At 55.3% G+C, this 25,784-nt stretch carries 19 protein-coding genes and 1 other annotated feature; of the genes, 1 reads left to right on the top strand and 18 read right to left on the bottom strand.

Annotated elements, in window-relative coordinates:
• From FPZ45_RS16570 to pxpB, 9 genes are all read right to left on the bottom strand, one after another.
• Positions 1–2,088, bottom strand: a 2,088-nt coding sequence (locus tag FPZ45_RS16570) for a hypothetical protein (RefSeq protein ID WP_186438427.1), incomplete at its 3' end; no start/stop codon positions are given.
• Positions 2,089–2,292: 204 nt separating this feature from the next.
• Positions 2,293–4,740: a phenylalanine--tRNA ligase subunit beta gene (gene pheT, locus FPZ45_RS16565; RefSeq protein ID WP_144704194.1), complete on the bottom strand. Its 2,448-nt coding sequence runs from the start codon at positions 4,738–4,740 to the stop codon at positions 2,293–2,295.
• A 185-nt stretch (positions 4,741–4,925) separates the two neighbouring features.
• Positions 4,926–5,960, bottom strand: a complete 1,035-nt coding sequence (pheS, locus tag FPZ45_RS16560) for a phenylalanine--tRNA ligase subunit alpha (protein WP_144704191.1) — start codon at positions 5,958–5,960, stop codon at positions 4,926–4,928.
• Between the two features lie 45 nt (positions 5,961–6,005).
• Positions 6,006–6,284, bottom strand: a binding site (T-box leader).
• Positions 6,285–7,234: 950 nt separating this feature from the next.
• On the bottom strand, positions 7,235–7,843 hold the full coding sequence (locus FPZ45_RS16555; RefSeq protein ID WP_246120476.1) for a YcnI family copper-binding membrane protein: 609 nt from the start codon (positions 7,841–7,843) through the stop codon (positions 7,235–7,237).
• Between the two features lie 159 nt (positions 7,844–8,002).
• Positions 8,003–8,680: a response regulator gene (locus FPZ45_RS16550; RefSeq protein ID WP_144704185.1), complete on the bottom strand. Its 678-nt coding sequence runs from the start codon at positions 8,678–8,680 to the stop codon at positions 8,003–8,005.
• Positions 8,677–9,537, bottom strand: coding sequence for a sensor histidine kinase (locus FPZ45_RS16545; protein ID WP_144704182.1), 861 nt, complete (start codon positions 9,535–9,537; stop codon positions 8,677–8,679). Before FPZ45_RS16545 ends, FPZ45_RS16550 begins: the two co-directional genes overlap by 4 nt.
• Positions 9,538–9,602: 65 nt before the next feature.
• Positions 9,603–11,276, bottom strand: a complete 1,674-nt coding sequence (locus FPZ45_RS16540) for a copper resistance CopC/CopD family protein (protein WP_144704179.1) — start codon at positions 11,274–11,276, stop codon at positions 9,603–9,605.
• A 162-nt stretch (positions 11,277–11,438) separates the two neighbouring features.
• Entirely contained in the window at positions 11,439–12,161 is a 723-nt protein-coding gene (locus tag FPZ45_RS16535) for a LamB/YcsF family protein (protein WP_144704176.1), read from the bottom strand.
• Positions 12,158–13,927, bottom strand: a complete 1,770-nt coding sequence (gene pxpB, locus FPZ45_RS16530) for a 5-oxoprolinase subunit PxpB (protein WP_246120480.1) — start codon at positions 13,925–13,927, stop codon at positions 12,158–12,160. Before pxpB ends, FPZ45_RS16535 begins: the two co-directional genes overlap by 4 nt.
• A gap of 205 nt (positions 13,928–14,132) precedes the next feature.
• On the opposite strand from pxpB, the gene FPZ45_RS16525 reads away from it, so the two are divergent.
• The gene (locus FPZ45_RS16525; protein ID WP_144704170.1) at positions 14,133–16,565 is read left to right on the top strand and encodes an MMPL family transporter; all 2,433 of its coding nucleotides are present in this window, start codon (positions 14,133–14,135) and stop codon (positions 16,563–16,565) included.
• Between the two features lie 21 nt (positions 16,566–16,586).
• On the opposite strand, the gene FPZ45_RS16520 is transcribed toward FPZ45_RS16525, so the two are convergent.
• The 9 genes from FPZ45_RS16520 to FPZ45_RS16480 all read right to left on the bottom strand — a co-directional run bounded on the left by FPZ45_RS16520 (position 16,587) and on the right by FPZ45_RS16480 (position 25,660).
• Complete coding sequence (locus FPZ45_RS16520; RefSeq protein ID WP_144704167.1) at positions 16,587–17,246, bottom strand: hypothetical protein; 660 nt, start codon at positions 17,244–17,246, stop codon at positions 16,587–16,589.
• Between the two features lie 142 nt (positions 17,247–17,388).
• Positions 17,389–18,357 (bottom strand): aldolase catalytic domain-containing protein, encoded by a 969-nt coding sequence (locus FPZ45_RS16515; RefSeq protein ID WP_144704164.1) that lies wholly within the window; start codon positions 18,355–18,357, stop codon positions 17,389–17,391.
• A gap of 88 nt (positions 18,358–18,445) precedes the next feature.
• A complete protein-coding gene (locus FPZ45_RS16510) occupies positions 18,446–18,721 on the bottom strand; it encodes a HesB/YadR/YfhF family protein (RefSeq protein WP_144704161.1) in 276 nt (91 codons plus the stop codon).
• Positions 18,722–18,755: 34 nt separating this feature from the next.
• Positions 18,756–20,066 carry an MFS transporter gene (locus FPZ45_RS16505; RefSeq protein WP_144704158.1) on the bottom strand — a complete coding sequence of 437 codons (1,311 nt, stop codon included), beginning with the start codon at positions 20,064–20,066 and terminating at the stop codon, positions 18,756–18,758.
• A 30-nt stretch (positions 20,067–20,096) separates the two neighbouring features.
• Positions 20,097–21,629, bottom strand: coding sequence for a leucyl aminopeptidase (locus FPZ45_RS16500; protein ID WP_144704155.1), 1,533 nt, complete (start codon positions 21,627–21,629; stop codon positions 20,097–20,099).
• Between the two features lie 54 nt (positions 21,630–21,683).
• Positions 21,684–22,964 (bottom strand): two-component system sensor histidine kinase NtrB, encoded by a 1,281-nt coding sequence (locus FPZ45_RS16495; protein ID WP_144704152.1) that lies wholly within the window; start codon positions 22,962–22,964, stop codon positions 21,684–21,686.
• A 119-nt stretch (positions 22,965–23,083) separates the two neighbouring features.
• A complete protein-coding gene (locus tag FPZ45_RS16490) occupies positions 23,084–24,289 on the bottom strand; it encodes an anti-sigma-I factor RsgI family protein (RefSeq protein WP_144704149.1) in 1,206 nt (401 codons plus the stop codon).
• A gap of 1 nt (position 24,290) precedes the next feature.
• Complete coding sequence (gene sigI / locus FPZ45_RS16485) at positions 24,291–25,088, bottom strand: RNA polymerase sigma-I factor (protein WP_144704146.1); 798 nt, start codon at positions 25,086–25,088, stop codon at positions 24,291–24,293.
• A 146-nt stretch (positions 25,089–25,234) separates the two neighbouring features.
• Positions 25,235–25,660, bottom strand: coding sequence for a hypothetical protein (locus tag FPZ45_RS16480; protein WP_144704143.1), 426 nt, complete (start codon positions 25,658–25,660; stop codon positions 25,235–25,237).
• Positions 25,661–25,784: the final 124 nt, after the last annotated feature.

Below are 25,784 nucleotides of genomic sequence, written 5' to 3'. Positions count from 1 at the left end.
CGCTTCGATTTCAGAGCCGTATTCTCTAACGAGTTTTTCTTCATTCTTGGACAATGCCGCGAGACGCTCTTCAAGAGCTTCTTCCCGTTTCTCCGCGATACGGCGATTCTCCCGTTCGGAAGCAAGATCTTCTTCCAGTCGCCGTATCGATTCGCTCGATTCGTTCTCCCATGCATCCCGCTCGCTCAGTTGACGAGCCAATTCCTCTTTTTCCTTCTCCGCTTTTTGCAGCGCCGTTTCGTGCGCGCGCAAGCGCTCCGCTGTCTGCTGCTCCACCTCTTGCAGCATTTCCTGCTGCTCGACCACCGTACGCCGCTGATCGTCGGTTTGCTTTGCCCAGTGCTCGATATCGCTCTCCAGTTGACCTCTTAATTGCTGCCATTCTTTCTCTTTGGCCTGCAATTGCGTTCGCTCCGTAGCAATCTCTCCCAACTGCGCTTTAACGGCCTCGAGCTCTTCAGAATAGATCGTTTCGATATCTTTGATCTCCGACACCGCTTTGGCTCGAACAGCTTCGATTTCAGAGCCGTATTCTCTAACGAGTTTTTCTTCATTCTTGGACAATGCCGCGAGACGCTCTTCAAGAGCTTCTTCCCGTTTCTCCGCGATACGGCGATTCTCCCGTTCGGAAGCAAGATCTTCTTCCAGTCGCCGTATCGATTCGCTCGATTCGTTCTCCCATGCATCCCGCTCGCTCAGTTGACGAGCCAATTCCTCTTTTTCCTTCTCCGCTTTTTGCAGCGCCGTTTCGTGCGCGCGCAAGCGCTCCGCTGTCTGCTGCTCCACCTCTTGCAGCATTTCCTGCTGCTCGACCACCGTACGCCGCTGATCGTCGGTTTGCTTTGCCCAGTGCTCGATATCGCTCTCCAGTTGACCTCTTAATTGCTGCCATTCTTTCTCTTTGGCCTGCAATTGCGTTCGCTCCGTAGCAATCTCTCCCAACTGCGCTTTAACGGCCTCGAGCTCTTCAGAATAGATCGTTTCGATATCTTTGATCTCCGACACCGCTTTGGCTCGAACAGCTTCGATCTCGGCCGCTTGGGCCGATTCTAACTCCGCCCGTTCGTCCGCATGGCGACGATTCCGTTCTTCCATTTCGGCACCTAGCTTACTCGACAGTTCTTCTAACTCCGCGGATTGCATAAGCTTGAGCGCTTCGATCTCAGAGCCGTATTCTCTAACGAGTTTCTCTTCATTCTTGGACCATGCCGCTTGTTCTTCCGCCAACCGAACGTTTAATGAGGACGTTTCAACCTTCGCCTTCTCGAGCTCCTCGGCCGCTTCCAATTTGGCGGTCTCCAAGCGCTTGGCAAACATGACTCGCTCTTTCGCGAGCTCTTCCGCGGCTTGCGCTTGCACTTTCGCTAGATCCCCCGCCGCTTGCGCTTCTACTTTGGCTAATTGCTCCGCCGCCAAGGATCTCGTTAGGCTCAGTTCCTTTGCCGCTCGTTCCTTTTCTTGAGCAAGCTCCTGAACAGTTTGAGCTTTGGCAGCCTCCAGAGCTTTGGCCGCATTTGTCTTCTGCTGCTGCAATTCTCCGTTTAATCTCGCTTTTGTGCTCTCGAGTTCCTGCGCCGCCCTTGTTTTGACTTGCGACAATTGCTGCGCGGATTTCGAGCGTTCCCCCTGCAATTCGTGATCCGCATTACGTTTCAAAGCTTCCAATGCTTCGGCCGCCTTAGCAAGATCCATCGCAGAGCGTTCTTGTATCGCTTCGAGTGCGGCTTCGCTTTGCGTTTTGAGTGACGCCAGATCGGCTGAGGTCTGCTCTTTGACGGCCTCAAGTTCTTTCTCAAGGGCGTCCTTAGCGCTCTCCAACTGTTCAATCGTAAGCTGGTGATCGTGCTCGATCTTGAGCAACTGCTCGTTTTCCCTGCGCAAGCGCATAAGTTCGTCCCCGATATTTACAGCAGCAAGGACCGCAAGCTTCGGCAAATCCAATCTAGGCGAGCCGACATTCACTTTATTCATTTGTTCATTGACCAGCGCGGCTACCCTTTTCATATACTCCGTGCTGGTATGTCCCGTTATCGTATACTGCGTTCCATATATGTCAACGGTGACACGCGTCTTTTCTTGGTTATCCATTGCGTGATCCTCCCATTGCGCCCATATTTATGTAGTCGGTCGATCCGACCGTTCGATTCATTAGTTAATGTTGCGATTCGGCCTCTTAAACGGCCCCTTGAATAATTCCTAGTCGCGATAGTTCATGACTGTAATAAAAGCAGCGAACCATCTTCGCCAACCGGCGTCTAGATGTATTCGCTGCCTCCCTTACCGTTTCCTGCTCTATTTCCGAAGTTCCGCGCCGTAAGTTTGTTCCAATTCAGCGAGTACCCGCGAATGGGCTTCGCCGACTTCTTCATCCGTTAACGTACGCTCTCCATGGCGGTACACAAGCGCCAACGCCACACTTTTCTTGTCGTTTCCAATCCGCTCGCCCATATATACGTCGAATACTTTCACCGATTCCAACAACTCTCCCGCGGAAGCCGAGATCGCAGCCGTCAAATCTCCGCCGGATACGCCGCGATCCACGACGACGGCAATATCCCGTTCAATCGCCGGATAACGTGGCAGCGTACGATATTCGATAAGCGAATTCGCGTATTCGTAGACGGGATCGAGTTCGAATTCCGCGACATACGTATCCGGAAGATCGAATTCCCGCTGCGTTTCCGGGTGCGCTTGACCGACATAACCGATCGTTTCATCGCCGCGCTCGGTACGCAGAACGATAGCAGCCGTTCTGCCCGGATGGAAGCCCGTCGGTTGAGCAGCCTTGTAAGATATACGATCCGACAGCCCCAAACGTTCAAAGACTTTCTCGAGAATGCCTTTCGCGTCATAGAAGTCGACAGATTCCGCAGTGCGGTTCCAGGCAGCGGTGCGGCGGTTGCCGGCAAGCAGCAATGCAGCTCTCGGCTTTTCGTGAGGCAGCCGCGTCAGCGTTTCTTCGTCCGTATGGTAGACATTGCCGATCTCGAACAACGCGATATCGCCATTTTTCCGGCTCAAATTATATGCCGCGGACTCCAGCAGGCTCGGGATCAGCGTCGTGCGAAGTACGCTGCGCTCTTCGCTCATCGGCATCGCGAGCGCGATCGGTTTAGCTCCCGCGGACAATTCCGCGAACAACGCCGTCCGAGGCAGGGAAGTGACGGAATAGCTGATTGCTTCGTGCACTCCCGCCCCCGTCAGGATCGCTCTTAGCTCCCTGCGAATCGACTGAGGTCTCGTTAATGAACCCGCCGTCGTCGTACCCTCGATCAGCGTTGTCGGAATTTCATCATAGCCGTGCAAGCGCGCGATTTCTTCGACCAAGTCGACATCACGGGTAATATCTGTGCGCCTGGATGGCACGGTAACTTTCCATACGCCGTCGCCGCCGACTTCGACCTCGAATTGAAGCCTGGACAGAATCGTCTTGATTTCCAATGACGAAAGCTCCGTCCCTAGCATACCGTTTACTCTCGACAGGGACAGTTCGATGACGGCCGATTCCGGAGCGGAAATCTCCGCTTCTGCGACTCCTTCGGTCACGAGGCCTTGAGCATAACGGGCAATCAGCCCTGCCGCGCGGTCAAGCGCCGCGCGTACGCGTCCGTAATCGACTTCTTTCTCGAAGCGCGCCGACGCTTCCGAACGCAATCCGAGCTGTCTCGAAGTGCGTCGAATCGTGCTGCCGTCGAACTTGGCGGATTCGAGGATAATGTCCGTCGTGTCCGCCGACACCTCGGAATTCGCGCCGCCCATTACGCCGGCAAGGCCGATCGCTTTTTCCGCGTCCGCGATGACGAGCATTTGAAGTTCAAGCTTGCGCTCCTGGTCATCGAGCGTGACGAGCGTTTCGTTGGCTTTGGCGAGACGAACGTCGATCCGGCCTCCGGCGACTTTGCCGCCGTCGAAAGCATGAAGCGGCTGACCGTACTCCAACATGACGTAGTTCGTAATGTCCACGATATTGTTGATCGGACGTATGCCTGCAGCGATTAGGCGATTTTGCATCCATTGCGGCGCAGGTGCGACTTGCACACCTTTAATATAACGGGCCGTATAGAGCGAACAATGATCCGGCGCGCTAATCGAGACCTTCACATAGTCCGCGGTCGAATCCGAAGCGGCGAAGATGTCTTTTGCCGGTTCCGGCAAGTTCAGGGGCCGCCCCGTAAGCGCTGATACTTCATATGCGACGCCAAGCATGCTTAGACAATCCGAACGGTTCGGCGTCAGATCGAGCTCCAGTATGGAGTCGTCGAGAGCGAGCACGTCCAGAATGTCGCGTCCGATCTCAGTATCCGGCGGCAGAACCAGGATGCCTTCTTGCTGCTCTTTCGGGAGCAGCTTGTCGTTAATACCGAGCTCGCGCGCGGAGCAGATCATGCCTTGAGATTCGACGCCGCGAAGCTTCGCTCGTTTGATATTCAATCCGCCGGGCAGCTTCGCGCCCACCACTGCCACTGGAACCTTCATGTCCGCGCCTACGTTCGGGGCGCCGCAGACGATCTGCAGGTCCTCGCCGGTTCCGGCGTCGACCGTGCACACGCTAAGCTTATCCGCATCCGGATGCTTCTCCCTTTTCTTTACGTAACCGACAACGACGCCGGTTACTCCCGCGTTGCGGGACGGAACGGAATCGATCTCGATTCCACCGCGCGTCATCATCTCTGCCAATTGTTGCGCGGATATGCCGCTCAAGTCGATATAATCGGATAACCACCGATAAGATACGTTCATGGGAAACTCCCCTCGTTTTTGGTCGTTTATTATGGATTGCGCATTCATATTCGCACGTTGTCCCGGAACTCCGCTCGCCAAGGCACTTTTTTGGCCCTCATTCGCACGTTGTCCCGGAACTCCGCCCGCCAAGGCACTTTTTTGGCCCTCATTCGCACGTTGTCCCGGAACTCCGCTCGTCTACGTTACATTTTGGCAAATTGATTCAGGAACCTCGTATCGTTCGCATAGAAGTGACGAATATCGTCGATGCCGTACTTAAGTAGAGCGATCCGCTCCACGCCCATGCCGAAGGCGAAGCCCGTTACTTCCTTCGGATCGTAACCGCCGTACTCCAGCACTTTCGGATGCACCATGCCGCAGCCGAGAATTTCGATCCAACCCGTGTGCTTGCACATCCGGCAGCCGCTGCCGCCGCATTGGGCGCACGTTACGTCTACTTCCGCGCTTGGCTCCGTGAACGGGAAAAAGCTCGGACGCAGGCGAATTTGCATCTGCGAACCGTACATTTCCTGCACGAACTGCAGCAGCGTTCCTTTGAGATCGCTCATTCGAATGTTCGGTCCGATAACGAGTCCTTCGATCTGATGGAACATGAACGAGTGCGTCGCATCGTCGTCGTCGCGGCGGTACACCTTACCCGGGCAGATGACCTTCACGGGCGTTTTCCCGTTCATCGCCTTCATCGTGCGGATCTGAACTGGCGAAGTCTGTGTGCGCAGCAAGATTTCGTCGGTAATGTAGAACGAATCCTGCATATCGCGCGCCGGGTGATTTTTCGGCAGGTTCAGCGCTTCGAAGTTGAAGAAGTCCGTCTCGACTTCCGGTCCTTCCGCCACCGTGTAACCCATGCCGATGAAAATATCTTCGATCTCCTGCACGACCTTGTTCAGCGGATGTACAGCTCCGACGCTAACCGATTTGCCGGGCAGAGTCACGTCGATCGTCTCAGCTTGTAGCCTATGCGCGGTAGCTGCACGGTCGAAAGCTTCCTGCTTCTCAGCAATGACTGCCTCGATCGCCGCTCGGACTTCGTTACCCACTTGCCCGATCACCGGACGTTCCTCGGCGCTGAGCGCGCCCATGCCCCGTAGGATTTCGGTCAATTGTCCTTTCTTGCCTAGGTAATGAACGCGGAGATCGTTCAACGCAGCGGCGTCCGCCACGCTCTGAAGCTTATCCAAAGCTTCGATCCGCAAAGCCTCTAATCTTTCCTTCATTCGAATTCTCCTTATCGCGATAAAATAAAAAAAGCCCTCTCTCCCGTAAGGGACGAAAAGACCGTGGTACCACCCTTGTTGGAATGCCGTCGCCGCTCACAAGAGTCGGCTGCCGCGGGCGACATCCGCCGCCATGCGCATTCCCGCTTCACGCGGCGTAACGGGCCGCAAGCCGGTTTCTCCTACTGAACGGACCAAGCCGAACGTTCAGAGAACTGCTCCGGAGCGAACTTCGGCAGCCTGATTTCCTAGGAACGCTCACAGTCCTCGGCGCTCCCTCCCTGAAAGAAGGCACTGCTTACTTTTCTCCATCTTCGCATTTCAAGATTTAAGCTTCATTATAGTGTAAGGAATGCCCGCAGGCAAGCGCAGCGCGGCATTTTCTTTCCTATTTTCGATGAGTTCGTTCATGGCCGCGTCGTTCGAGGGGGGGGAGGGTGATTTAACTCGGTAGGAGTGCATATGTTCCGCATCTGTAGTCCGGCGAAACCGAGTTATATCGTGCGAAATAGCGGGGCGAGCGCGTGTAGTCCGGCGAAACCGAGTTATATCGTGCGGGATAGTGGTGCGAGCGCGTGTAGTCCGGCGAAACCGATTTATATCGTGCGAAATGGTGGGGCGAGCGCGTGTAGTCCGTCGAAACCGAGTTATATCGTGCGAAATGGTGGGGCGAGCGCGTGTAGTCCGGCGAATCCGAGTTACACGTGTGAAATGGTGGGGCGAGCGCGTGTAGTCCGGCGAATCCGAGTTATATCGTGCGGGATGGTGGTTCGAGCGAATGTAGTCCGTCGAAACCGAGTTATATCGTGCGAAATGGTGGGGCGAGCGCGTGTAGTCCGGCGAAACCGAGTTAGATCGTGCGGGATGGTGGTGCGAGCTCGTGTTGTCCGGCGAAACCGAGTTATATCGTGCGAAATGGTGGGGCGAGCGCGTGTAGTCCGGAGAATCCTAGTTACACATGCGAAATGGTGGGCGAGCTTCTGTAGTCCGGCGAAACCAAGTTAAATCGTGCGAAATGGCAGGGCGAGCATCTGTAGTTCGACGAAACCGAGTTATATCGTGCGAAATGGTGGTGCGAGCGCGTGTAGTCCGGCAAAACCGAGTTATATCGTGCGGGATGGTGGTGCGAGCGAATGTAGTCCGGCGAAACCGAGTTATATCGTGCAAAGCGACTTTCTATTTCCGTATATACAAATGTAATTATATACATCCCCAAACAACAAAACAGGACCGTCGAGCTGTCGCCCTTTAACGGTCCTGCTTCCGCATCGTTGTTATCCCCGCTTCGGCTTGCGGACGAGCACCACGATCAGCGCCAGCACGCCTGCCGCAAGTCCCGCGATCGCGAGCGTCAGCGTCAGTGTGTCGCGTCCTTCCGAATGATCTGCGCCAGCAGCAGAAGGACTGGCAGCGGCGCCGTGTCCGTCGCCATGGGCATCGCCCGTAGCCGCAGTAACTGCGGTGATGGAAGCCGGTTTGTCGGCATCCGGAGCGCCGGTCCATTCCACGACTTCACCGTCGGAATACGTCTGATACGCTTTCCAGACAAGTTCCTTGGCATCGTCCGCTACTTTGCCTTGCATGCGGAACTCGCCGAACTCCGTACCGCCCAGCCCGTTGCCCGTCGCTTTCCAAGTGACGCTGACGATCTTGTCGTCCGCGCCTTTCTCTACGTCGTACGTCCAATCCGGCTTAGGCTCGAAGCGGCTGACGTTCACGCCGTCCGGGATCGCGACTTTCACTTGGGTCGTCGAGGAATCCTTCTCGGAAGGAACGCGAACCGTGAATACTTGGTAAGAGCCGGCAGGCGCTTCTTTCGGCTGAACCGTTACGTGAGCGCTGGCGAGACTCGCGAATCCGAATGTCAAAAGCAAAGCAAACATAAGAACAAAACTCTTTTTCATTAATGAATCCGACCTTTCAAATATCCTTGAGTTGATATCACCAAGTATAGTCCGTATTCCCTCCGGGTCGCATGACCCGAATGAGTCATATTCGCGTGATACTTTGTGACAAACTCATGACGATCGTCTTCAAGCCGCTTAGTCCGATTCCACCATCCCCCGCTCGTAGGCGTATCTCGTCAGTTGGACGCGGTTGTCCAAATGCAGCTTCTGCAAAATGTTTTTCAAATGATTTTTCACCGTATGTTCCGATAATCCGAGCGATGCCGCTACCTCGCGGTTCGTGTAGCCCTTAGCGACCTCCTGCAAAATATCCTTTTCCCGCGGCGTAAGCCCATCGATCTCGCGAGACTTCATCTTCGCCGGCGGCGAAGTGTCGCCGCCCTTGCGATCCGCAAACTCGCGCAGGATGGACATCGCCAGCTCCGGGTTCAGCGGAGCCTCGTCCAGCGCCACCGCGCGCAAATAATCTCTCCATGCGGAAGGATTCAGGTTCTTAAGCAGATACCCTTGCGCGCCCTTTTTGAGCGCCTCGAACAAATGAGCGACATCGTCGGATACGGTGACCATGATTATTTTCACGGCAGGATACGAGCTCTTGATCGCCTTTACGGCTTCAAGTCCGCCCATTCCCGGCATGTTGATGTCCATCAGGATCAAATCGGGTCTCAGCGTCTCCGTCAACCGAAACGCCTCTTCCCCGCTGGCCGCCTCGCCCACGACAAGAAATTCGGGAACGGCGGACACGATCGTCCTCATCCCTTCCCGCGCATGCCGGTGATCGTCGGCGAGCAGCAGACGAATCGGTTCGCTCATCTCTTCCCGTCTCCTCTCTTCAGCAATTCCACGACCGTACGGCCGCCCTTGCGTTCCGCACGAAACTCCCAGCCCATCGCCTCGGCGCGATCGCGCACCATTCGCAATCCGAAACGCCCGCGCGTGTTCAACGGATCGCCGTTAAACCCGGCTCCGTCGTCCTCGACCGTGCAGCGGAATCCTCCCGCGCCGTCCGTCTCTCCAACGACGTACACATGGGACGCCTTCGCATGCTTGCGCACGTTCATTAACGCCTCTCTCACGCAGGCGTGCAACTCGACTTTCTCCTTGTCGGTCAAGCCGTCGTCCGAGATCGTCCATACGAATTCCGCTTTCGACCCCGTCAACTCAGCCGTTTCTCCTAGCAGAACCCGCAGTGGCACGATCCATGCCGCGGCCGCGGGCGAAGGAGGCTCGCGAAGATTCGCGATCGCTTGCCGAACGTCCTCGTGCATGACGCGCACCGTCTCCCGCAACCCGGCCGCGAGTTCCCGCACAGGCCCTTCATGGCTATGCTCATCCAACTGGTCGAGTTTCACCGCCAGCAGAAACAGCGACTGGGAGATGCCGTCGTGCAATTCCCGTGCCAAGCTTTCCCTTTCCTCCAGCGCGGCTTTAACGCCTTTCTCGATCTGCAAAGCTTGCTGAGAATGCTCCAGACGGGCGAACAATCCTCTGACTAGCGTCAAAGTAACAGCCAGAACGATAAACGGAGCGAGCAAATTCCCCAGATCCATCGAGATGTACGGCAACAAGAACGCATGCCTCACATACTCCCACGCCCCGATCGTCAGCGTAGGAATGAGTAGGATCAGCCACTTGATTCTTCCGTCTTTTGTCCGATTCTGATTGTCCAACGGCAAGGTCCCCTTCCCTTAGCTCGATCCGGTCCGCAACACGGCATGACTGCTTGTTAAGAGACTTAGTAAATCCGATAAGTCGTCTCTAAGACCCTTTCCGTATCCGTCGCGTCCGTGACTCGAATTTGGGCTTTCCATTCCCCGGCGAATGGTAAATACGGGCCTTGGGCTTTGTAAGTCGATATCACGTAGTTAGGGAATTCGTCAATCTCTTGGTCCTCGTACGGCTCAAGAGGAACGTCGATATATCCCATATCTTTCTTGTCGAGCGGCAGCATTCGCAGTTGTACCTTCTTAGGCTTGCCTTCTCCAACTGTCTCCGGCAGCCATATTTTTAGCGTAAACTGATTGTCACCCGGCGTATTCGGGGAAACCCGCAGCGTAACGTGCATGTCTATCCCCATTTTGTGATAGTTAAGCGGCTTATTGGCCGGAAGCGGCGTTTGATAGGTCAATACGCCTACGCTCAATACGATGGCCGCCAGCAAACCTACGTCCACCTTTAATAAGCTGCCGCGCGGAAGATCGCCCTTCTTCATCTGTTTGCGGATCAGGAAAGCCGTCACCGCGACGAGCACGGAAAGCGCGACTTTGGCCAGCAGCCATTTTCCCCAAAGCGTGTATTTCAAATAACTCAAGGACGGCAGAAATTCGAGCGTCGACAGCACGCCCGTCACCCAGAGCACAAGGAAAGAAACAAGCGCCCACTTGGAGAAAAGGAGAGCGAATCGTCCCGCCTCGGGCCGTTCTTTGTACCAGATCGCAAGCAGAAGCACAAGCCCTCCACCCCATAAGGATGCCGCGAGCAAATGCGCATAATCAAGCCCGACCGTATAAGCGATCGGATTAAACGCCGCCGCATGACCCGACCACGCCTCCGCGAACAACGCGAGCGCAGCCCAGACGACGCGTGGAATTGCGCTTAAGGACGGGAGCAAAGGAGCGGCGACGGCAAGCAACAATTCGGCGCAGTACAGCTTGCCGATTGTCGTTTCCGTCAGAATGCGCCACCACTCGGAGATCGGCTCCCCTTGGCCCAAATCTCTTAGACTGAAAAAGACGTACGCGAGCGTTGCGATGAAGGCGAATTTGCCCGCTAGCCCGAGCGAACGCGCAAGTGTGTCGCGTACAACCGGCGTAGCTCTGCGCATGAGACCCCATAACGCAATACCCGCGGTGGCAAGCAGTCCGGCGTAATAGAGAATTCTGGCGGTATAGAGAAGGAACGAATCTACGGTCAGCCCCGCTCCTCCGTGGTTATGAGCATGACCGACCTGCTGATGCGGATCCAGTTGGTTTGCATCGGGCAGAGGGGCCGGGTTGCCGACCGTAAAGACATACGCGCCGGAGATCGGATGGCCGTCCGCCGAAATCACGGAGTAAGAGACGGTATAATGTCCGTCTTCCAACTTCGGAAGCGCAATCCGAATCCCCTTGCCTTCATCGATTCGTTCGACTTTGCCTTTGGCGACGTTCCGCGACGACTCGTTCAAGACGAGCAGCCTGGCCCCGCCGCTATCCAACCGTTCGTTAAAAACGACTTCGACCGCCGGCGGAGCGGCATCGAGACGGGAATCCGCGGCAGGCGTCGTCGCCTCCAATGCGGCGTGGGCTTCCGCTCGTCCGATAAATCCAACGAAGGAAAATAAACCGAGAACGATTAATAGTATGATGCGTATCGCCTTCGCCTGTAAGCGGGAATGCGTTAACACGCGACGATGTGCGAAAAATAACATAGGAACAGCCTCCTGCTAGTTGTTGCGGCCTCGGGCGGCGGGTAGGGCGCGGTATCCCGCGACGAACCCTCTCGCACCGGGCAACCTTATCGTACCCGAACGCACTTTGCTCTTCAACCTTGCACGTAGAGGGTCGCCTCTTGATCACCTATCGCCCCTGGCTTAACGAGGCGGACGAACGGTAATGCCCGCCTCCCGCAAGGCCTCTGCGATCCGTTCGGCATGCTCCGCCGCCCGAGCCGTGTCTCCGTGAACACATAGCGTCCGAATGGCGCCTTCGCGTGCCAGGGACAGCGCTTGCCGGACGACGGACTCCGTTTGGTCCAACACCGCTCCGGGCAACTGCCGAGGGGCCAGCGTTCCATCCGACAAATAAAGACGGTCCGCGAATCCCTCCACGACATAACGTAGTCCGACAGCCGCCGCGGACTCCAGCAATCGGCCTGCTGGAGGTCCATACAAAAGCAGCTTCGGATCGAGTTGATGAACGACCTTCACGATCGCTACCGCCAATCTCTCGTCTTTAGAGGCCATATGGTAAAGAGCTCCATGCAGCTTGACATGCCGGAGCTTGCCTCCCGCCGCATGAACGAAAGCCTGCAGCGCCCCGGTCTGATAGAGAACGAAATCGGCCGCCTCCTCGGGCGTGACCGCCATCTCGCGCCGGCCGAAGCCAAGGCGGTCCGGCAAGCCCGGATGCGCTCCGATCGCCACGCCACGCTTCACGCAGCTCTCTGCGGTTCGGCGCATCGCATGCGGGTCTCCTGCATGAAATCCGCAAGCAATATTCGCCGAGGAGACGAATTGCAGCAACGTTTCGTCCGCGCCCCACTCATAGGCGCCGAAGCTTTCGCCCAGATCTGCGTTGATATCGATCTCGTTCATGATTCTCCCTCTCCATTCATCAGCGCGCGTGTGTAAGCGAAAATTCCCGCTTTTAAGCGCGCAAACTCCTTTTCCCGGTTGGCCAATTCCCTCTCGGCCGTCTCTAGGTCGACCATCTCGAAATACAGCCGATCGCCAGGCGCCGCTTGAGCTAGCATCGGCCAATCGGCCGTAATGACGTGCGCGATCTTCGGATACCCGCCGGTTGGCTGACAACCCGCACCCAGGATGATCGGCTGGCCTCCGGCGGGAACTTGAATCGTGCCGGGCACGACGCCGTGGGACGACAACTCTTCACTCGCGTTCCGGCTCAGCGCCTCTCCCGACAGCCTTAGTCCCATCCGATCTGATGAGGCCTCCACACGATAGGAGGATTTTAGCAGCGCCTTGCGAGATTCCGGGGTAAAATCGTCCCATTCCGCCCCCGGGACAAGACGCAGCGTACCGGAACGACTGCCGTGTTGCCATAGACCGCTTGCCACGGGGGGCGCCGCGCTCCATTTCACCGTCCCCCAAGTTGCTTTATGTTTGATCGCCGATGTCCGAATTCTCTCCAGAAGAGCCGATGACTGAGGGGAAAACGGCCGCGAGCCGATCGCGTCCCCCTCCGCTAATGCCCGGCCGAATCGCCCGCCGAAGCCGGCCCTCGTATCCGTGCTTTTGCTTCCGAGCGTATCCGGGACATCGATCCCTCCGGCCACGGCCACGTACGCCCTGCAGCCGGAACGGACAGCCCCGAAAGACAATTCCGCGCCTCGGGCGAGGTAGACGGGCCGATTCATCGGAATCGGATCGCCGCCCGCGCACGGAGACAGATCCGCTCCGCATATGGCAATCAGAACATCGTTATCGCAGATATAGTGTCCTCCGATTAACGTGAGCTCCAGCACAGCGGCGTATTCGTCGTTTCCGACCAGAAGATTGGCCATCCTCATCGCTGCCCCGTCCATCGCCCCCCCGGGAGATACGCCGCTGGATCGCCATCCTATGCGTCCCGAGTCCTGAATCGTCGTATGCAATCCCGGCTTCAGCACAGTCAGCGCCGCATTGGCGGGACGTTCACGATCTCTGCTTGCATCGCCTGCAGCCGCTTCCGCCGGTATCGAAGAATATTCGGCGACCGGGACAAACTTGACGCGATCTCCTTGAGAGAGAAGAAACGGCCTTTCATGATTGGGCCGGAAAAGCGGAACCGCCGTTCTTCCGATAATCTGCCAGCCTCCCGGCGAGTCCGTCGGATATATGCCTGTCCGATCGCCGGCAATGCCGACTGAACCGGCTGGCACCTTCAAACGAGGACTGGCATGGCGAGGCTGCGTCAAACCGTCGGGCAAACCGCTCAAGTAAGGAAAACCGGGAGCGAATCCCATCGCATCGACTGTATATACGACCTCCGAATGCTTCGCCGCGAATTGCTCTGCCGTCATCTCGCTTCTAATGGCGCAATCCGCTAGATCGGGACCGTGCTCGCCACCATAGACGACCGGGAGTTCAACTTCCCTAGGGGGAAGATCGCTAACTTCCCCCACGAACTGCCGTCCCGCCATCGGTATAACTTCCCGAATCGCATCGCTCATCGCCATCGGAGAAGTCGCCTTCATATAAATCGCGATCGACCGGCTAGCCGTGACCGTCTCGAGCAGCCAGGGCAGACTCCTATTTTCGATGGCTATTGCTTTCGCCGCCAGTTCTCCCGCTTCGATCTCCCCATGCCAGCGAAGCAGGAACGCTCGATCGCCAAGCGGACTTGCGTAGAAGCCGATCATGCTCAAGATGCCGCCTCCTCTCGGAACTTCCGATTGCAACCTTCTTGAACCACACGTTACAATTATACTAACAGCAAGAGAGGTTGGGGTACAAAGTGGAATGTTACGAATTGGCGAAACTCGTCATCGAGCAGCGGCCTCGGTACGTGGATATCGATAGATTGTCGGGGTACGAACCGCAATAGCGCAAGAAGGAGGAGGGACGATGGACATCTGGATACGTTGGATAGCCAAGCTGCGCTGGGTTGTCGTCGCGGCTTGGCTTGCGGCCGGTTCCCTCGCAATCATCGCTCTGCCGAATCTGCAGGATGTCCTGCGAACGTCGGAGCAGAAATTTCTTCCCGCCGAGGCCGGGTCCGTTCAGGCGACGCATCTGCTGCAAAATATAACCCCGAACGATCGCTCGCTATCGAGCGCGGTTATCGTATTCTCGCGGTCTGAAGGCTTGACGCGGACAGACCAGGAATGGATAGACGGCTTGATGGATCGTATCGATTCAGAACGGGAAGAGATTGGCGTGACAAGCGTCGTTTCGGCCGGAACGCAGCCTGAGATCGCCGACAGATTGCTGAGCAAGGACGGTTCGACCCGGATCGCGATCGTGAATCTGCCTCATGCCGATTTCGACGAGGCGACCAAGACGACGCTTGGCAGGCTGAAGGAGTTGCTTAAGGATGCTCCCGAAGGGAGCTCAGCATTATTAACGGGCAGCGCTCCGCTGTCCCAGGACTTCCAGCAATCCGCGGAAAGCGGCCTTCGCCGTACGGAAATGCTGACGGTCGGGTTCGTCGTGCTCATCTTGCTGTTTTTATTCCGGTCCCCGATTGCCGCGGTGATCCCATTGCTCACGATCGGAACCAGCTTTGTGCTGGCTCGGGGAATCGTTGGAATATGCGCGCAGTTCGGCGTTCCTGTGTCCCATTTCTCGGAATCTTTCCTGATCGCCGTTCTGTTTGGCGCGGGCACGGACTACTGCATTCTCTTGATTTTGCGATATCGCGAGGAATTATCGGCAGGCAACCCTCGCGATCGGATTGCCGCGTTGTCCCGAACGATGTCCGGCGTAGGCGCGACGATCGTCTACTCGGCCGCCACCGTATTCGCGGCCTTCCTGCTTCTCGGATTAGCCGAGTTCGGCCTGTACCGGTCTGCTGTCGGCGTTGCCGTCGGCATGCTCGTCACCGTCGCGGCGGCTTTGACGCTCGCTCCCGCGCTGCTGCTCGTATTCGGCAAAGCCGCGTTCTGGCCCGATAGCGGCGCCGCCGGTTCGCAACGGCGCCTGTCCCGCCTATGGGAGACCTTCGCCTCGCTAGCCCGGAAACGCTCGGTTGCCGTGCTGCTCGCGGCGGTCATCGGATTAACGCCGCTGACTTTGCTTTATGAAGGCAAACGCTCCTTCGACGATATTTCCGAGATCAATCCGAATTTGCCATCCGTCTCGGGTTTCCGTCAGGCGGAGAAAGCATTCGGAGCCGGGGAGCTATTCCCGGTCACGATCGTCGTTACCGCCAAGCAGTCCATGCGCACGACTTCGGGGCTTGCCGCCTTGGAGCAAGCCAGCACGGACCTGACCCGTCTGGACGACGTTCGCGAAGTCCGCAGCGCGGTTCGCCCGCTCGGCCGCAAGCCGGACGAGCTGACCGTTCCGGGCCAGCTTCGGAAGCCCAACGTCGCAGAGCTTATCCAAACGATCGTGGGAGAACAAGAATCGCTGATCGACGGTCTGAAAACGATCGCTCTCAGCTCCGCCCCTCTGAGCCAAGGCCTGCTCGGTATCGCGTCATCCGTCAAGCAGCTCCAGAGCGGATTAAGCCAACTGATCGTCTCACAGCTTGGCGGACTGAAGCGATTAAACGACAGCTCTGGGGAGCGACATCACGCCGCCAGCGAACGAGCGTTAGACTACTACATTTCCCCGGACGGGCGAACGGCGAAGATTGAGCTCATTCTCGACTCGAATCCTTATTCCGATCGGGCGCTGGATACGGTACCGTTGATCATGGAGAAATTGCAGCACAGCTTGAACGCTACATGGCTGGAGGATCCGCAGGCGTATGCAGCCGGGATTTCCGCGAAATACGGCGAACTTCGCGACATCTCGCTGCGGGATTTCGTTCGCACGGGAGTATGGGTGCTTATCGGGATTGCCCTATTGCTCATGCTGCTGCTTCGTTCTTTCGTCGCTCCTCTATATGTATTGCTCTCGCTCGGATTAAATTATTTGATCACGATGGGCATATTGGAGTTTTTGTTCGTAAAAGGGTTGGGATATGACGGATTATCGTGGACGGTTTCCTTCTTCGTCTTCATCATTATCGTGGCGTTAGGAGTGGACTACGGTATTTTCCTCATGGCCCGTTTCAAAGAAGAATACCGCCCCGGGCAAGCGGCGGCCGCGATGACCACGGCCATGCGATCGACAGGAGGGGTCATCGGTTCCTCCGCCGTCATTATGGGGGGAACGTTCGGGGCGCTCGCCTTCTCCGGGGTTGATACGCTAGCACAGATCGGCGTCGGCGCGCTCATCGGGTTATTGCTGTACGCGACGCTGTTCATGGGCTTGATCGTTCCCGCTTGCGCTTGTTTGCTTGGAGACGCTAACTGGCGCCCGTTTCATCGCGTACGAAATCCGCGGTGACGTTCTGTTTTCTTCGCTTATCTATTCGGGGTTTACGGCGATACGTCCTTCGAGAAAACGAAGCACAGCCTCCAGTTCCAATTGTTGCAGGTACTCAAGCGGATAACGCGCGTTATCTTCACCGACCTGATTTTCCTGGATTTCGACGGCGTTCACGAACAGATACGGATTCCAACTCCCCTGCGTGACGATGTTGTCCAATGCTTGCTCAAGCGGGCCGCGAACCCCTTCATGCTGGCGCAGGAATGCCGCCGCCCTTGCTTGCAATCCGTGATAAGCAGGATGGTTGCCCGTCCGGTGGAACCAATATTTCGCATTGTCGTAATCTCCCTCGCGCCGATGAATAATGCCGTGAAGCAGCATTCCCGTCGGCGTATCCAGCTCCTGCACGAGCTCATGCGCAGCTTCCAGACTGTCGTTCCACAGATGAAGGGCGGCCTGGTAAGCCTGTAACGACGACAAGCCGTCGGGCAGTCCGTCCGCCCAGTACGCTCGCGACAACGCCGCGATCTCCTCGTCGATGCGGGGATGCCACGCCTTCTCCGGAGTCAGCGGCGGCAGCCGATTCCGAATGCTTAACCGATCCAGAATATCATTCAGCAGACGGGGTTGTTCGGCGCCTTCGGACCGTTCTCCCCCGTTCGTCCCCGGAAAGAAGCTTCCATACTCTGCTCCCGACATGTATCCGACCTCCATGCGTGCCATGTTTTTACAAAAACAATAGCCTACGGAACGCCTTTTGTCGAGTCGAAAGCACTATTGGGTGCGAAAAAAGAGCCGTACGAGTCGATTGGACTCGAAAACGGCTCTTGCGTCGACAAGCTTATTTCCCGTGGAAAACTTCCGGGGTCGTCATCTTGTCGTAAAATTCGGTAAACAGATCGCGCTTGTCCGAAGCTCTCCAACCCATGGCGCTTCTCGGATGCTCGTCGAGCGTGCCCGTGATCATGTCCGGAATGAGGTAACCCCACTCTTCCTTCTCGCGCAGCTTGATCATATGCTTCTCGATCATGCCGAGCACCGGACGAAGATTGTACTCCGGCTTCGTAAGCTTGGCGAGCAGCAGCTCGGTCGGCGTATTGCCGGCGGCGCGGCCCATGCCGAAAACGGACGCGTCGAGCAATTCGACGCCAAGTTGAGCGGCGGTTAACGTATTGGCAAAAGCAAGCTGGAGATTGTTATGCGTATGGACGCCCAGACGTTTGTTCTTGAGCGCGCGGCTGAATTTCTCCACGAGATAGCGAATATCGTCCGGGTCCAAGCTTCCGTAGGAATCAACAATGTAGACAACGTCGATCGGGCTGTCGTTAATCATCGCAAGCGACTCGTTCAATTCGTTGTCCATGACGCCGGACAGCGCCATAATATTGATCGTCGTCTCGTAACCGCGATTATGGAACAACGTTCCGAGGTCGATCGCCTTCGCCGTATCCCGCGCGTAACAAGCAACGCGAATCAAGTCGAGCATCGATTCGCTCCGCTGAAGCACGTCGGCTTCGTCTACCCGCCCTACGTCAACGAGCGCGGACAGCTTCGTACGTTTCTTCTCGCCGATCACTTTGCGCAGGAAGTCGTCGTCCAGAAATCTCCACGGTCCTTCCTTTCCTTCGCTCTTCAGAAGCTTCGGAGAGTTTTTGTAGCCGACCTCCATGTACTCCACGCCGGCAGCGTTCAAGGACTCGTACAAATCTTGCACGAACTCCACGCTGAAATCCCAGTTGTTGACGAGACCTCCGTCACGTACCGTACAATCCACGATCTTGCAATGATTCGTCTTGCTATGTACCGTCATATCCTTTCAATCTCCCTTTCTCTGCCTGCCGGAGCATGTCGAAATATAATGATTATTAGTTTACATCAATCCGCTCCGGTTTTCTACCTTAAGAAAAATGAAATACGATATCTTCGCCTTGGTTATCGATCCGAAGGCTTTTGCCCTCTAGGAACCAGACGTCTTTACTCTCCATGTAAAACGTCACCTCGCCGGCAACCGTTACAACCGCGGCATCGATCGGCGTATCTCGCGTTATTCCGAACGCAAACGGGGTCTCTCCACCGCTTACGTATCTGACGAAAATACGGACCGTTTCTCCTTGCCCAATACCCCATTCTTCTTTGAAGCATGACAGAGCGGAAGGCGTTACGATCAATTCCATGCCGAACACCTCGTCTTTTCTTTAGTGGATTCGTTCAATTCCATTCTACCACGGTTTCGCTGGCGCGCGATTGTTTCCGTTTACCGAATACGAACGGTGCGACGGCAAACGCCAATACGAGCAGCGCAACTCCGGCGATCGCGACAATCCCGTATGTCTGCAGCCAGAGCGGCCAGTTGTTCGCGGCATCGTACAGCCAGCCCCCTGCGATTGGACCGATAAATCCGGATATCCCCGTAAAGGCGGAGAAAACGGCGACATACATAGGCCGTTCCGATTTGGGCGAATCTCCGATTAGGAAATTAAAGACGAGCAAATTATAGCCTGCTTGCCCGAAACCTAGCAGCACGTGCACGACGATTAGCACGAGCAGCGCGGGAAGAATCGACATGCCCGCCCACACCGCGCAAGCGGCAGAGATGATCGGAAACGTCCACAGCAACAGCGTATTCGTCGAATAGCGGCTATTCAGCACACCCCAATAATAATAGCTGAACATCATGGCCAGGTTTTGCAGCATGATGACGATCGTCACCTTGCTCGCGGTCATGTCCAACACTTGGAGCATGATGTAAGAGAATAACGGAATCACGATATTTTGCAACAAAATAAAAACGGAAATAAACATCGTCGCCGACAAAAAACGCCGATCCGAGAATGGACGTGCGAACATCCGCAGCGACCGTCCGCTTTCCGATCGTTGGAAAGGCGGATTCGGATAACGCGTCAACGCCCAGCCGTTCCAAATGACGCATGCGGCGCTCAGCGAGAAGAGGACGATAAACCCTTGCGTTCCCGGCAGCCGCTCCATGATCTGCCCGCCGGCGAGCAACGTCACGCAGACGACCGCCCAATGGATCGTGTTGCGTATGCCGAAGTATTTGCCCCTCAAGGACGGAGGAACGACATCGGCCATTAGAGAGGTCCATACGACGCCTCCGGCTTGTCCGGATATCATGCAGACCAGCCAGACCGCGATATAGACCGGAATCCAGGCATCCTGAGTAAAGGTGAGAGGGATTAACCCCGTTCCGACCCATAGGGTGCGATGTACGATACCGAATAGCGCGGAGAAAAACCGTCGGTTCTGCCAGCTCTGCATCGCGAACGCAATAATAATCTGAACCAGCAAGGCGAATGGCGGAACCGCCAACACCAGACCGATATGGAATGCGGAAAAACCAAGATACGTTAAATATACGGTCTGCAGAGGACCGCCTAATAGGTTAGCCAAAATATTGGCAGGTATCCCCTCGATCAATGAGATCCGAAGGCTTCTCCGGTTCTCCGATTCGCTCTTGCGGATCCAGATCTTGCGCTTGATTTCATTCGCCCAACCGCTCATCGCGATGCTCCCCCATGTTGTCCCGGATGTTTACTCCGAAGCTCCCGTTTCATTGCGAATATATTCGAGCAGCGAACGAACCATGACGCCCGTTCCGCCTTTTCCTTCGAATCCCCTATCGCTCCACATCCAGGCGGTTCCTCCGATGTCTAGATGAATCCATGGCCGATCTTCCGCGAAGGCGCCGACGAACAACGCGCCCGCGATCGCCCCGGCCCAAGCCCCTCCATGATTTTTCAAGTCTGCGACATCGCTCTTAAGCAAGCTTTGGTATTCCGGGAACGTCGGCAGCGGCCATACGTATTCCCCGGCCCGCTCGGCGGAACGCAAAAAACTTTGGAGCATCCCTTCGGCGTTGGAGAAAACTCCTGTCGACCAATCGCCAAGCGCATGCATGACCGCCCCGGTCAAAGTCGCCACGTCGATCAACCTTGTCGCGCCATGACGGATGGCCGTCGTCAGGCCGTCCGCGAGCACGATTCTCCCTTCGGCATCCGTGTTCAGCACTTCGACGGTTTTCCCGCCGTACATGCGAATGACATCGCCGGGCTTAAAGGCGCTCCCCGACGGCATATTCTCCGCCGCGGGAATCACCGCAACGATGTTCGCCGCGGGTTTGCGTTCGCCAACGGCCCTCATCGCGCCCAGTACTGCCGCCGCGCCGCCCATGTCGGAGATCATCTCCTCCATGCCCTCTGCTTTCTTGAGGGAAATGCCTCCGGTATCGAAGGTTATGCCTTTGCCGATGATTCCAAGCGTTTCCTTCGAGTCGGGATTCCCGTTATGCCGCAAGACGATCATGCGCGGCGGATTGATGCTTCCTCGGCCGACCGCCAGAAGACCGCCCATTCCTTCCGTGGCGGCGTCTTTCTCGTCATAGATCAGACAATCCAAGCCGTAATGAGCCGCAAGGGAACGTGCTTCCTCCGCCAACCGCTCAGGGGTAAGGAGATTGGCCGGCTCATTCGTGAGTTCCCGCGCATAACATACGGCGTTCGCCGTTTCATAACCGCGTCGCAAGCCTTCGTCCCAATCGTTAGCCGCTTCTTCGTGATTCAGAATAAACCCGATCTCTTCCAGAACGGCCTCGGGACGGCTTTCAGCTGCCGCGCTTTGCCTGCGGTATAACCCGAGCAACAGTCCTTCCATGAAAGCTTGAGAGACCTCCTGGCGCTCCGCGGACGACAGCCCGACTAACCAATCCGTCGGCAAGAGGAAGGTCATCTTGCGAATTCGATATTGAAGCAGCGATTTTCCGAGGCTTCCCGCCGCTACTCGCCATTTCTTGGCTGGGCGGAAGTCGCCTTCGATCCCTGCGTAAGCCGCATATTTCTCGGGAACCAGTCCTAACGTCGGCATGAATTCCGCTTCTCCCGATTTGCTTGTATAGATGCCTAGATTCGCCCTGTCGCGTAATTCCCGATCCAGCTCGGAATGCAGCAATAAGCGTCTGTCGTCCAACGCTTTCCGATCCGTGAATACAGTGATCAAATCGGCCGCCGGCAGCAAGCCGTCACGATCAGATTTGATTTCCCATCTAATCATCCGTTCAGTCCATAACATCGCTGATGTCCCACCTTAGACAAAATGTTGCGCTCACCCCCGATTCTACCCTCCCTACTCCACAAAAGGCAAATAAATCATGAAAGCCGTTCCCTCCCCAATCTGGCTTTCTACATGGATCGTTCCTCCGTGATTGCTGATGATGCGATAACTGACCGACAAGCCCAATCCCGTCCCCGCTTCCTTCGTCGTGAAAAAGGGATCGAAGAGCCGATTTAACGTCGCTCTCTCCATGCCTTTCCCATTGTCACGAATCGTGATCAAGGCGTATCCGTTCTCCCGACTTGCCGAGATTACGATGAGACCTTTCCGCTCGTTCAGCACCTCCTGAATGGCGTCCATGGCGTTTTTCACGATATTCAAGAGCACCTGTTTGACCTGTTTCACATCAACAGCTACGGTTAAATCATCATCGTAAATTTCTTGATACAGCTCGCAACCTTTCATCACCGCTTCGCTCTCCGAAAGCATGATCGTGTCCTTAAGCAGCATCCTGATAGATACCTTCTGCTTCATCGGAACGAACGGCTTGGACGAATTCAGAAACTCGTATATGATGTCATTCGCCCTGTCGATCTCCGATAGGATGATTCTCCCGTATTCCTGTTTGCCGATTTCCTTTAAGTAAGGGTTCAACAATTGGATAAAGCCTCGAATCGAAGTCAGCGGATTGCGGATTTCATGAGCGATGGCCGCGGCGATCTTGCCCAGCATGGCAAGCTTGTCGTTCTGAAATGCCGCCTGTTCGATCTGCTTGAATTCCGATATGTCTTTCACGCTGACCAAGTAATCGCCGTCGAGCTCGTCGATTCTGGAAATGCTGATAAGCAGAAACCTGCCGCTCGCATCTTGAAATTCGTCGTTATACCGTCGGTAATAAATCATACCTTTATAGATGCGCAATAAATTTTTGCGAATGGACAAGCGTAGTTCCCGATGTAAAAACAATTGGCGAAGCGAGCAGCCGACCAACGATCTTCGCGGCAACTGAAGTACCTTCGACATCTGCATGTTGACGAATCTCAAATTCCCCGTGCCATCAAACAGGGCCACGCCGCTGTCCATATGCTGGAGAACGGTTTCAAATCTGTTCGGGCGTTTCTCCATCAGCTCCGTAATAAACAAAAGAGACCGGTGAACGATCGTCATCCGGTCTTCGGGTTCTGCGTTGGAAAGCAAAAGTTTGACGCACTCTTCATGTTGTTCAAGGACCTCGGCAGCCGACAGTCCGACAAGTTGAAGTCCTAACTCTTTCATCTCTGCGGATACGCTGTGCTCGACGGTCCGAACAAACTCGGCAAGAATTGCAAAATAACGCGTTTTCCACCCGTTCATTCGCGTATCCTCCATAGGCCTGTCAGTCACAATTCCATCCCTAAATTAATCAAATCATATCCATTTATGATTGCGACTGTCAACGGGAGAAGTTGTCGAGCGGTGACGAATCGAGCCGCTTAACGTTGGTCCCGGCCCTTGCCCGAGTTTTCGTGCTTGCGATTTCCATTTTTATCGCTTTTTCTATTGTCTTTGCCATTCTTTTTCTCATGATTTGTTCCGCTTTTATTACGATTCTCGTTCTTGCCGTCGCTTCCTTTGCTCGGTTTACTTCCTTTATTAATAGAAGACTTTTCGTTTTTCTTATCCTTTTGATCGTCGTTTTCGTTTTGATTGCCGTTTCTGTCTTGTTTGTCTCTTCCGTTTTTATTGTCGTTTCTATCTTGTTTGTCTCTTCCGTCTTTATTGTCGTTTCTATCTTGTTTGTCTTTTTTGTCGCTCTTGTCTTTTTTGTCGCTCTTGTCTTTTTTGTCGCTCTTGTCTTTTTTGTCATGTTTGTCTTTATGGTTTTTGGAGTCGCCGCTTTTCCCGTCGCGAGGCTTATCTCTCATCTTATGCTCGTATTGCCCCATGACCTCTTTGATGCCACCCCAATCGGCAGCGATATCCTTCATGGACTCCTTTTTGAGCGTCTCAAGCGACACTTCGTGGCCTTGGCTTTCGGAAGCGAGCCAGAACGCCATCTTGCCCGAGGAGATGCCGTTGGCTTCCGCCTCTTTCCTGACTTCCTTCGGTACCGAGACCGTCGTGACGTCAAGCTTGACGGCTTGATTCTCCCGCTCGCTCTTCGTCGCCTCGTTCAGAATTCGCGCCATCTTCCAGGTAACTTGCCGCTCCCATTGTTCGTCGACGTCTTTCACCGGAACGCTTGCGATAACAACCTCGCCGTCGTCCGGCGTCAGCATATGCGTCTCGACGAGTTTGCGGGCGATCTCGTTCACGACCGTCTCCATATCCCGTCCGCGATATTTTACGCCTTCGACGAGTTCTTTCCCGTCTTCGTTGACCGCGCGCAGCTCACGAACCTTCTCATCTGCGTCCAAGCCAAGTTCGATGCTTGGATTAACGTCCATCGTGACGTAAGCCACGACGGGGCGCGTCCCAAACATCGTCGCTGCGAAGAGGATCAGCGCGATGGCCGATACCACCGCCCCGGCTTGAAGCAAACGCCTCCGGACGCGGGAGGCTGCGCGTACGAGCGCTTCCCCGGCAATTTCTTCACCGATCTCGAACCAACTCTGCCTGCGGACTCTAATAAACTGCCCGTCCGGCGTCAGCACGACGGCCGTATTTCTCTGCAACGACATTACCGTTCCGCGTGTCACGTTACCCCTCCTCCTCTTCGCGATCCAAGCCGATATATTCCTGTAAGAATGGATAGGATCCTCCCGCTATCATGCTTACCGCGATAATGTATTTTCGGTGCCTTTCGACCGTTTTGCGCGACGTAGTTCCCATTTCGCATAATTCCTTAATCGGCAATTGCCGGGTTTCGCGGAGCGAACGAAATAGCCGTTCCTCTCTTGCAAGCTTTCTTCCTATTCGCAGCAACTGCGCGCGCGAATCTTGATGTTTGGGAGACAGCTTCGCCAGATCTTCGAAAGTAATCCCGTAAAGAGCCAGATCTTCCGTCAACGAAGCGATCTCCAGCTTGCGCTCGTCCGCCGTTACCTCCCGTCTATATGCCTCCATTGCTTGCGCGACTTCCACGCGGTTAACCGTGCTTCCGCCTTCTTCGGATTCGATGTCGAACGCGCTATAGGGGACGGCGGCGGCATGTTTGCTCTCTTGCCGGACATAATCGACCAAACGCCGGTGTATGACCGTTTCCGCGAAGCCCAAAAACAGCCTGCCCTTCTCCGGCGAAAAACGATTGATCGCCTCGTCGAAAGCGGCAAGCGCGACGCTGTACGCGTCGTCTCTAGCCGGATCGATCGACCGCCGGAAAAAGCGGCTGGTTATTTTCAGAATGTATGGATTATAACGACGAATAAACGCATTGCGAAGTTCTTCGTCACCGTTTTGAATCTGCTCTACCGAACGCTCCGGCGTTTTCCCGTCTCCGGGTAACTTCGACGTTCTGCCGGATGAGTTCAGCCATTTCTTGATCAATAAGAGCAGCACTCGCTCACCCCACTATATACATTCGCAAGTCGATCCGATTTTCAGGGGGTAACCTCCGAATAAATACAAAGAACCGCGATTAAGCAGAAGAGATCGGCCTAATCACGGTTCTTCCATTCTATCTAACGTTCACCCGCCCCGTATTTTCAGACCGTGCCCCCGGGAGCGCGTTTCATTTTAAGTTTGAGGCGCCTTTGGCTTAATACGATGAGACGTTTCTTCAATTGCTGCTCCCATTCCGAGTCGCCGATTTCCTTGGCGAACGTCAACAGATCGAGCGACATGTCAATCTGATTCTGCACGATCTGCATCGGATCTTCGTCCTCGTTGTTTACGCAATTCTCATGAAGCGCTTTATCCGATTCATCGACGTAATCGTGGAAGTCGACTTCAGATGCTCCGTCGCCATGCGCATATTCGGCCAATATTTCGTATTCGTTCTCCACCAGATAGTGCACTTCGATACGGTGACAAACGGGACAAAACAAAATCGGCACATTATGAATCCTGGTTCGGTAGTGTTTTAAGGTCCCCTTCGTACCGATCATGCTAGCTCCGCAGCAAAAGCTCATCGCCTTCCCTCCTTCGGTTCGATTCCTTATTCTTCTCACTATATTCTCTACCGATGAGCACAATTCCTGCCGCCAATATATGTCAAAAGCCTAATTTGAGTCTTTCTACCCGATAGGTCTGGTA

It is taken from the genome of Cohnella terricola, assembly GCF_007786475.1.
Classification (GTDB): Bacteria; Bacillota; Bacilli; order Paenibacillales; family Paenibacillaceae; genus Cohnella; species Cohnella terricola.
The sequence above is the reverse complement of the archived record's forward strand: the minus strand, read 5'-3'. Positions and strand labels throughout refer to the sequence as shown.

Bases quoted from the DNA above. Each gene is read 5' to 3' on its own strand.
- pheS (WP_144704191.1), bottom strand. From the start codon at position 5,960: ATGAAGGAAAGATTAGAGGCTTTGCGGATCGAAGCTTTGGATAAGCTT.
- FPZ45_RS16480 (WP_144704143.1), bottom strand. From the start codon at position 25,660: ATGAGCTTTTGCTGCGGAGCTAGCATGATCGGTACGAAGGGGACCTTA.
- FPZ45_RS16505 (WP_144704158.1), bottom strand. From the start codon at position 20,066: ATGAGCGGTTGGGCGAATGAAATCAAGCGCAAGATCTGGATCCGCAAG.
- FPZ45_RS16550 (WP_144704185.1), bottom strand. From the start codon at position 8,680: ATGAGCGAACCGATTCGTCTGCTGCTCGCCGACGATCACCGGCATGCG.
- FPZ45_RS16525 (WP_144704170.1), top strand. From the start codon at position 14,133: ATGGACATCTGGATACGTTGGATAGCCAAGCTGCGCTGGGTTGTCGTC.
- FPZ45_RS16495 (WP_144704152.1), bottom strand. From the start codon at position 22,964: ATGAACGGGTGGAAAACGCGTTATTTTGCAATTCTTGCCGAGTTTGTT.
- pxpB (WP_246120480.1), bottom strand. From the start codon at position 13,927: ATGATCGGCTTCTACGCAAGTCCGCTTGGCGATCGAGCGTTCCTGCTT.
- FPZ45_RS16555 (WP_246120476.1), bottom strand. From the start codon at position 7,843: ATGTTTGCTTTGCTTTTGACATTCGGATTCGCGAGTCTCGCCAGCGCT.
- pheT (WP_144704194.1), bottom strand. From the start codon at position 4,740: ATGAACGTATCTTATCGGTGGTTATCCGATTATATCGACTTGAGCGGC.
- FPZ45_RS16535 (WP_144704176.1), bottom strand. From the start codon at position 12,161: ATGAACGAGATCGATATCAACGCAGATCTGGGCGAAAGCTTCGGCGCC.
- FPZ45_RS16520 (WP_144704167.1), bottom strand. From the start codon at position 17,246: ATGTCGGGAGCAGAGTATGGAAGCTTCTTTCCGGGGACGAACGGGGGA.
- FPZ45_RS16500 (WP_144704155.1), bottom strand. From the start codon at position 21,629: ATGTTATGGACTGAACGGATGATTAGATGGGAAATCAAATCTGATCGT.
- FPZ45_RS16540 (WP_144704179.1), bottom strand. From the start codon at position 11,276: ATGTTATTTTTCGCACATCGTCGCGTGTTAACGCATTCCCGCTTACAG.
- FPZ45_RS16515 (WP_144704164.1), bottom strand. From the start codon at position 18,357: ATGACGGTACATAGCAAGACGAATCATTGCAAGATCGTGGATTGTACG.
- FPZ45_RS16510 (WP_144704161.1), bottom strand. From the start codon at position 18,721: ATGGAATTGATCGTAACGCCTTCCGCTCTGTCATGCTTCAAAGAAGAA.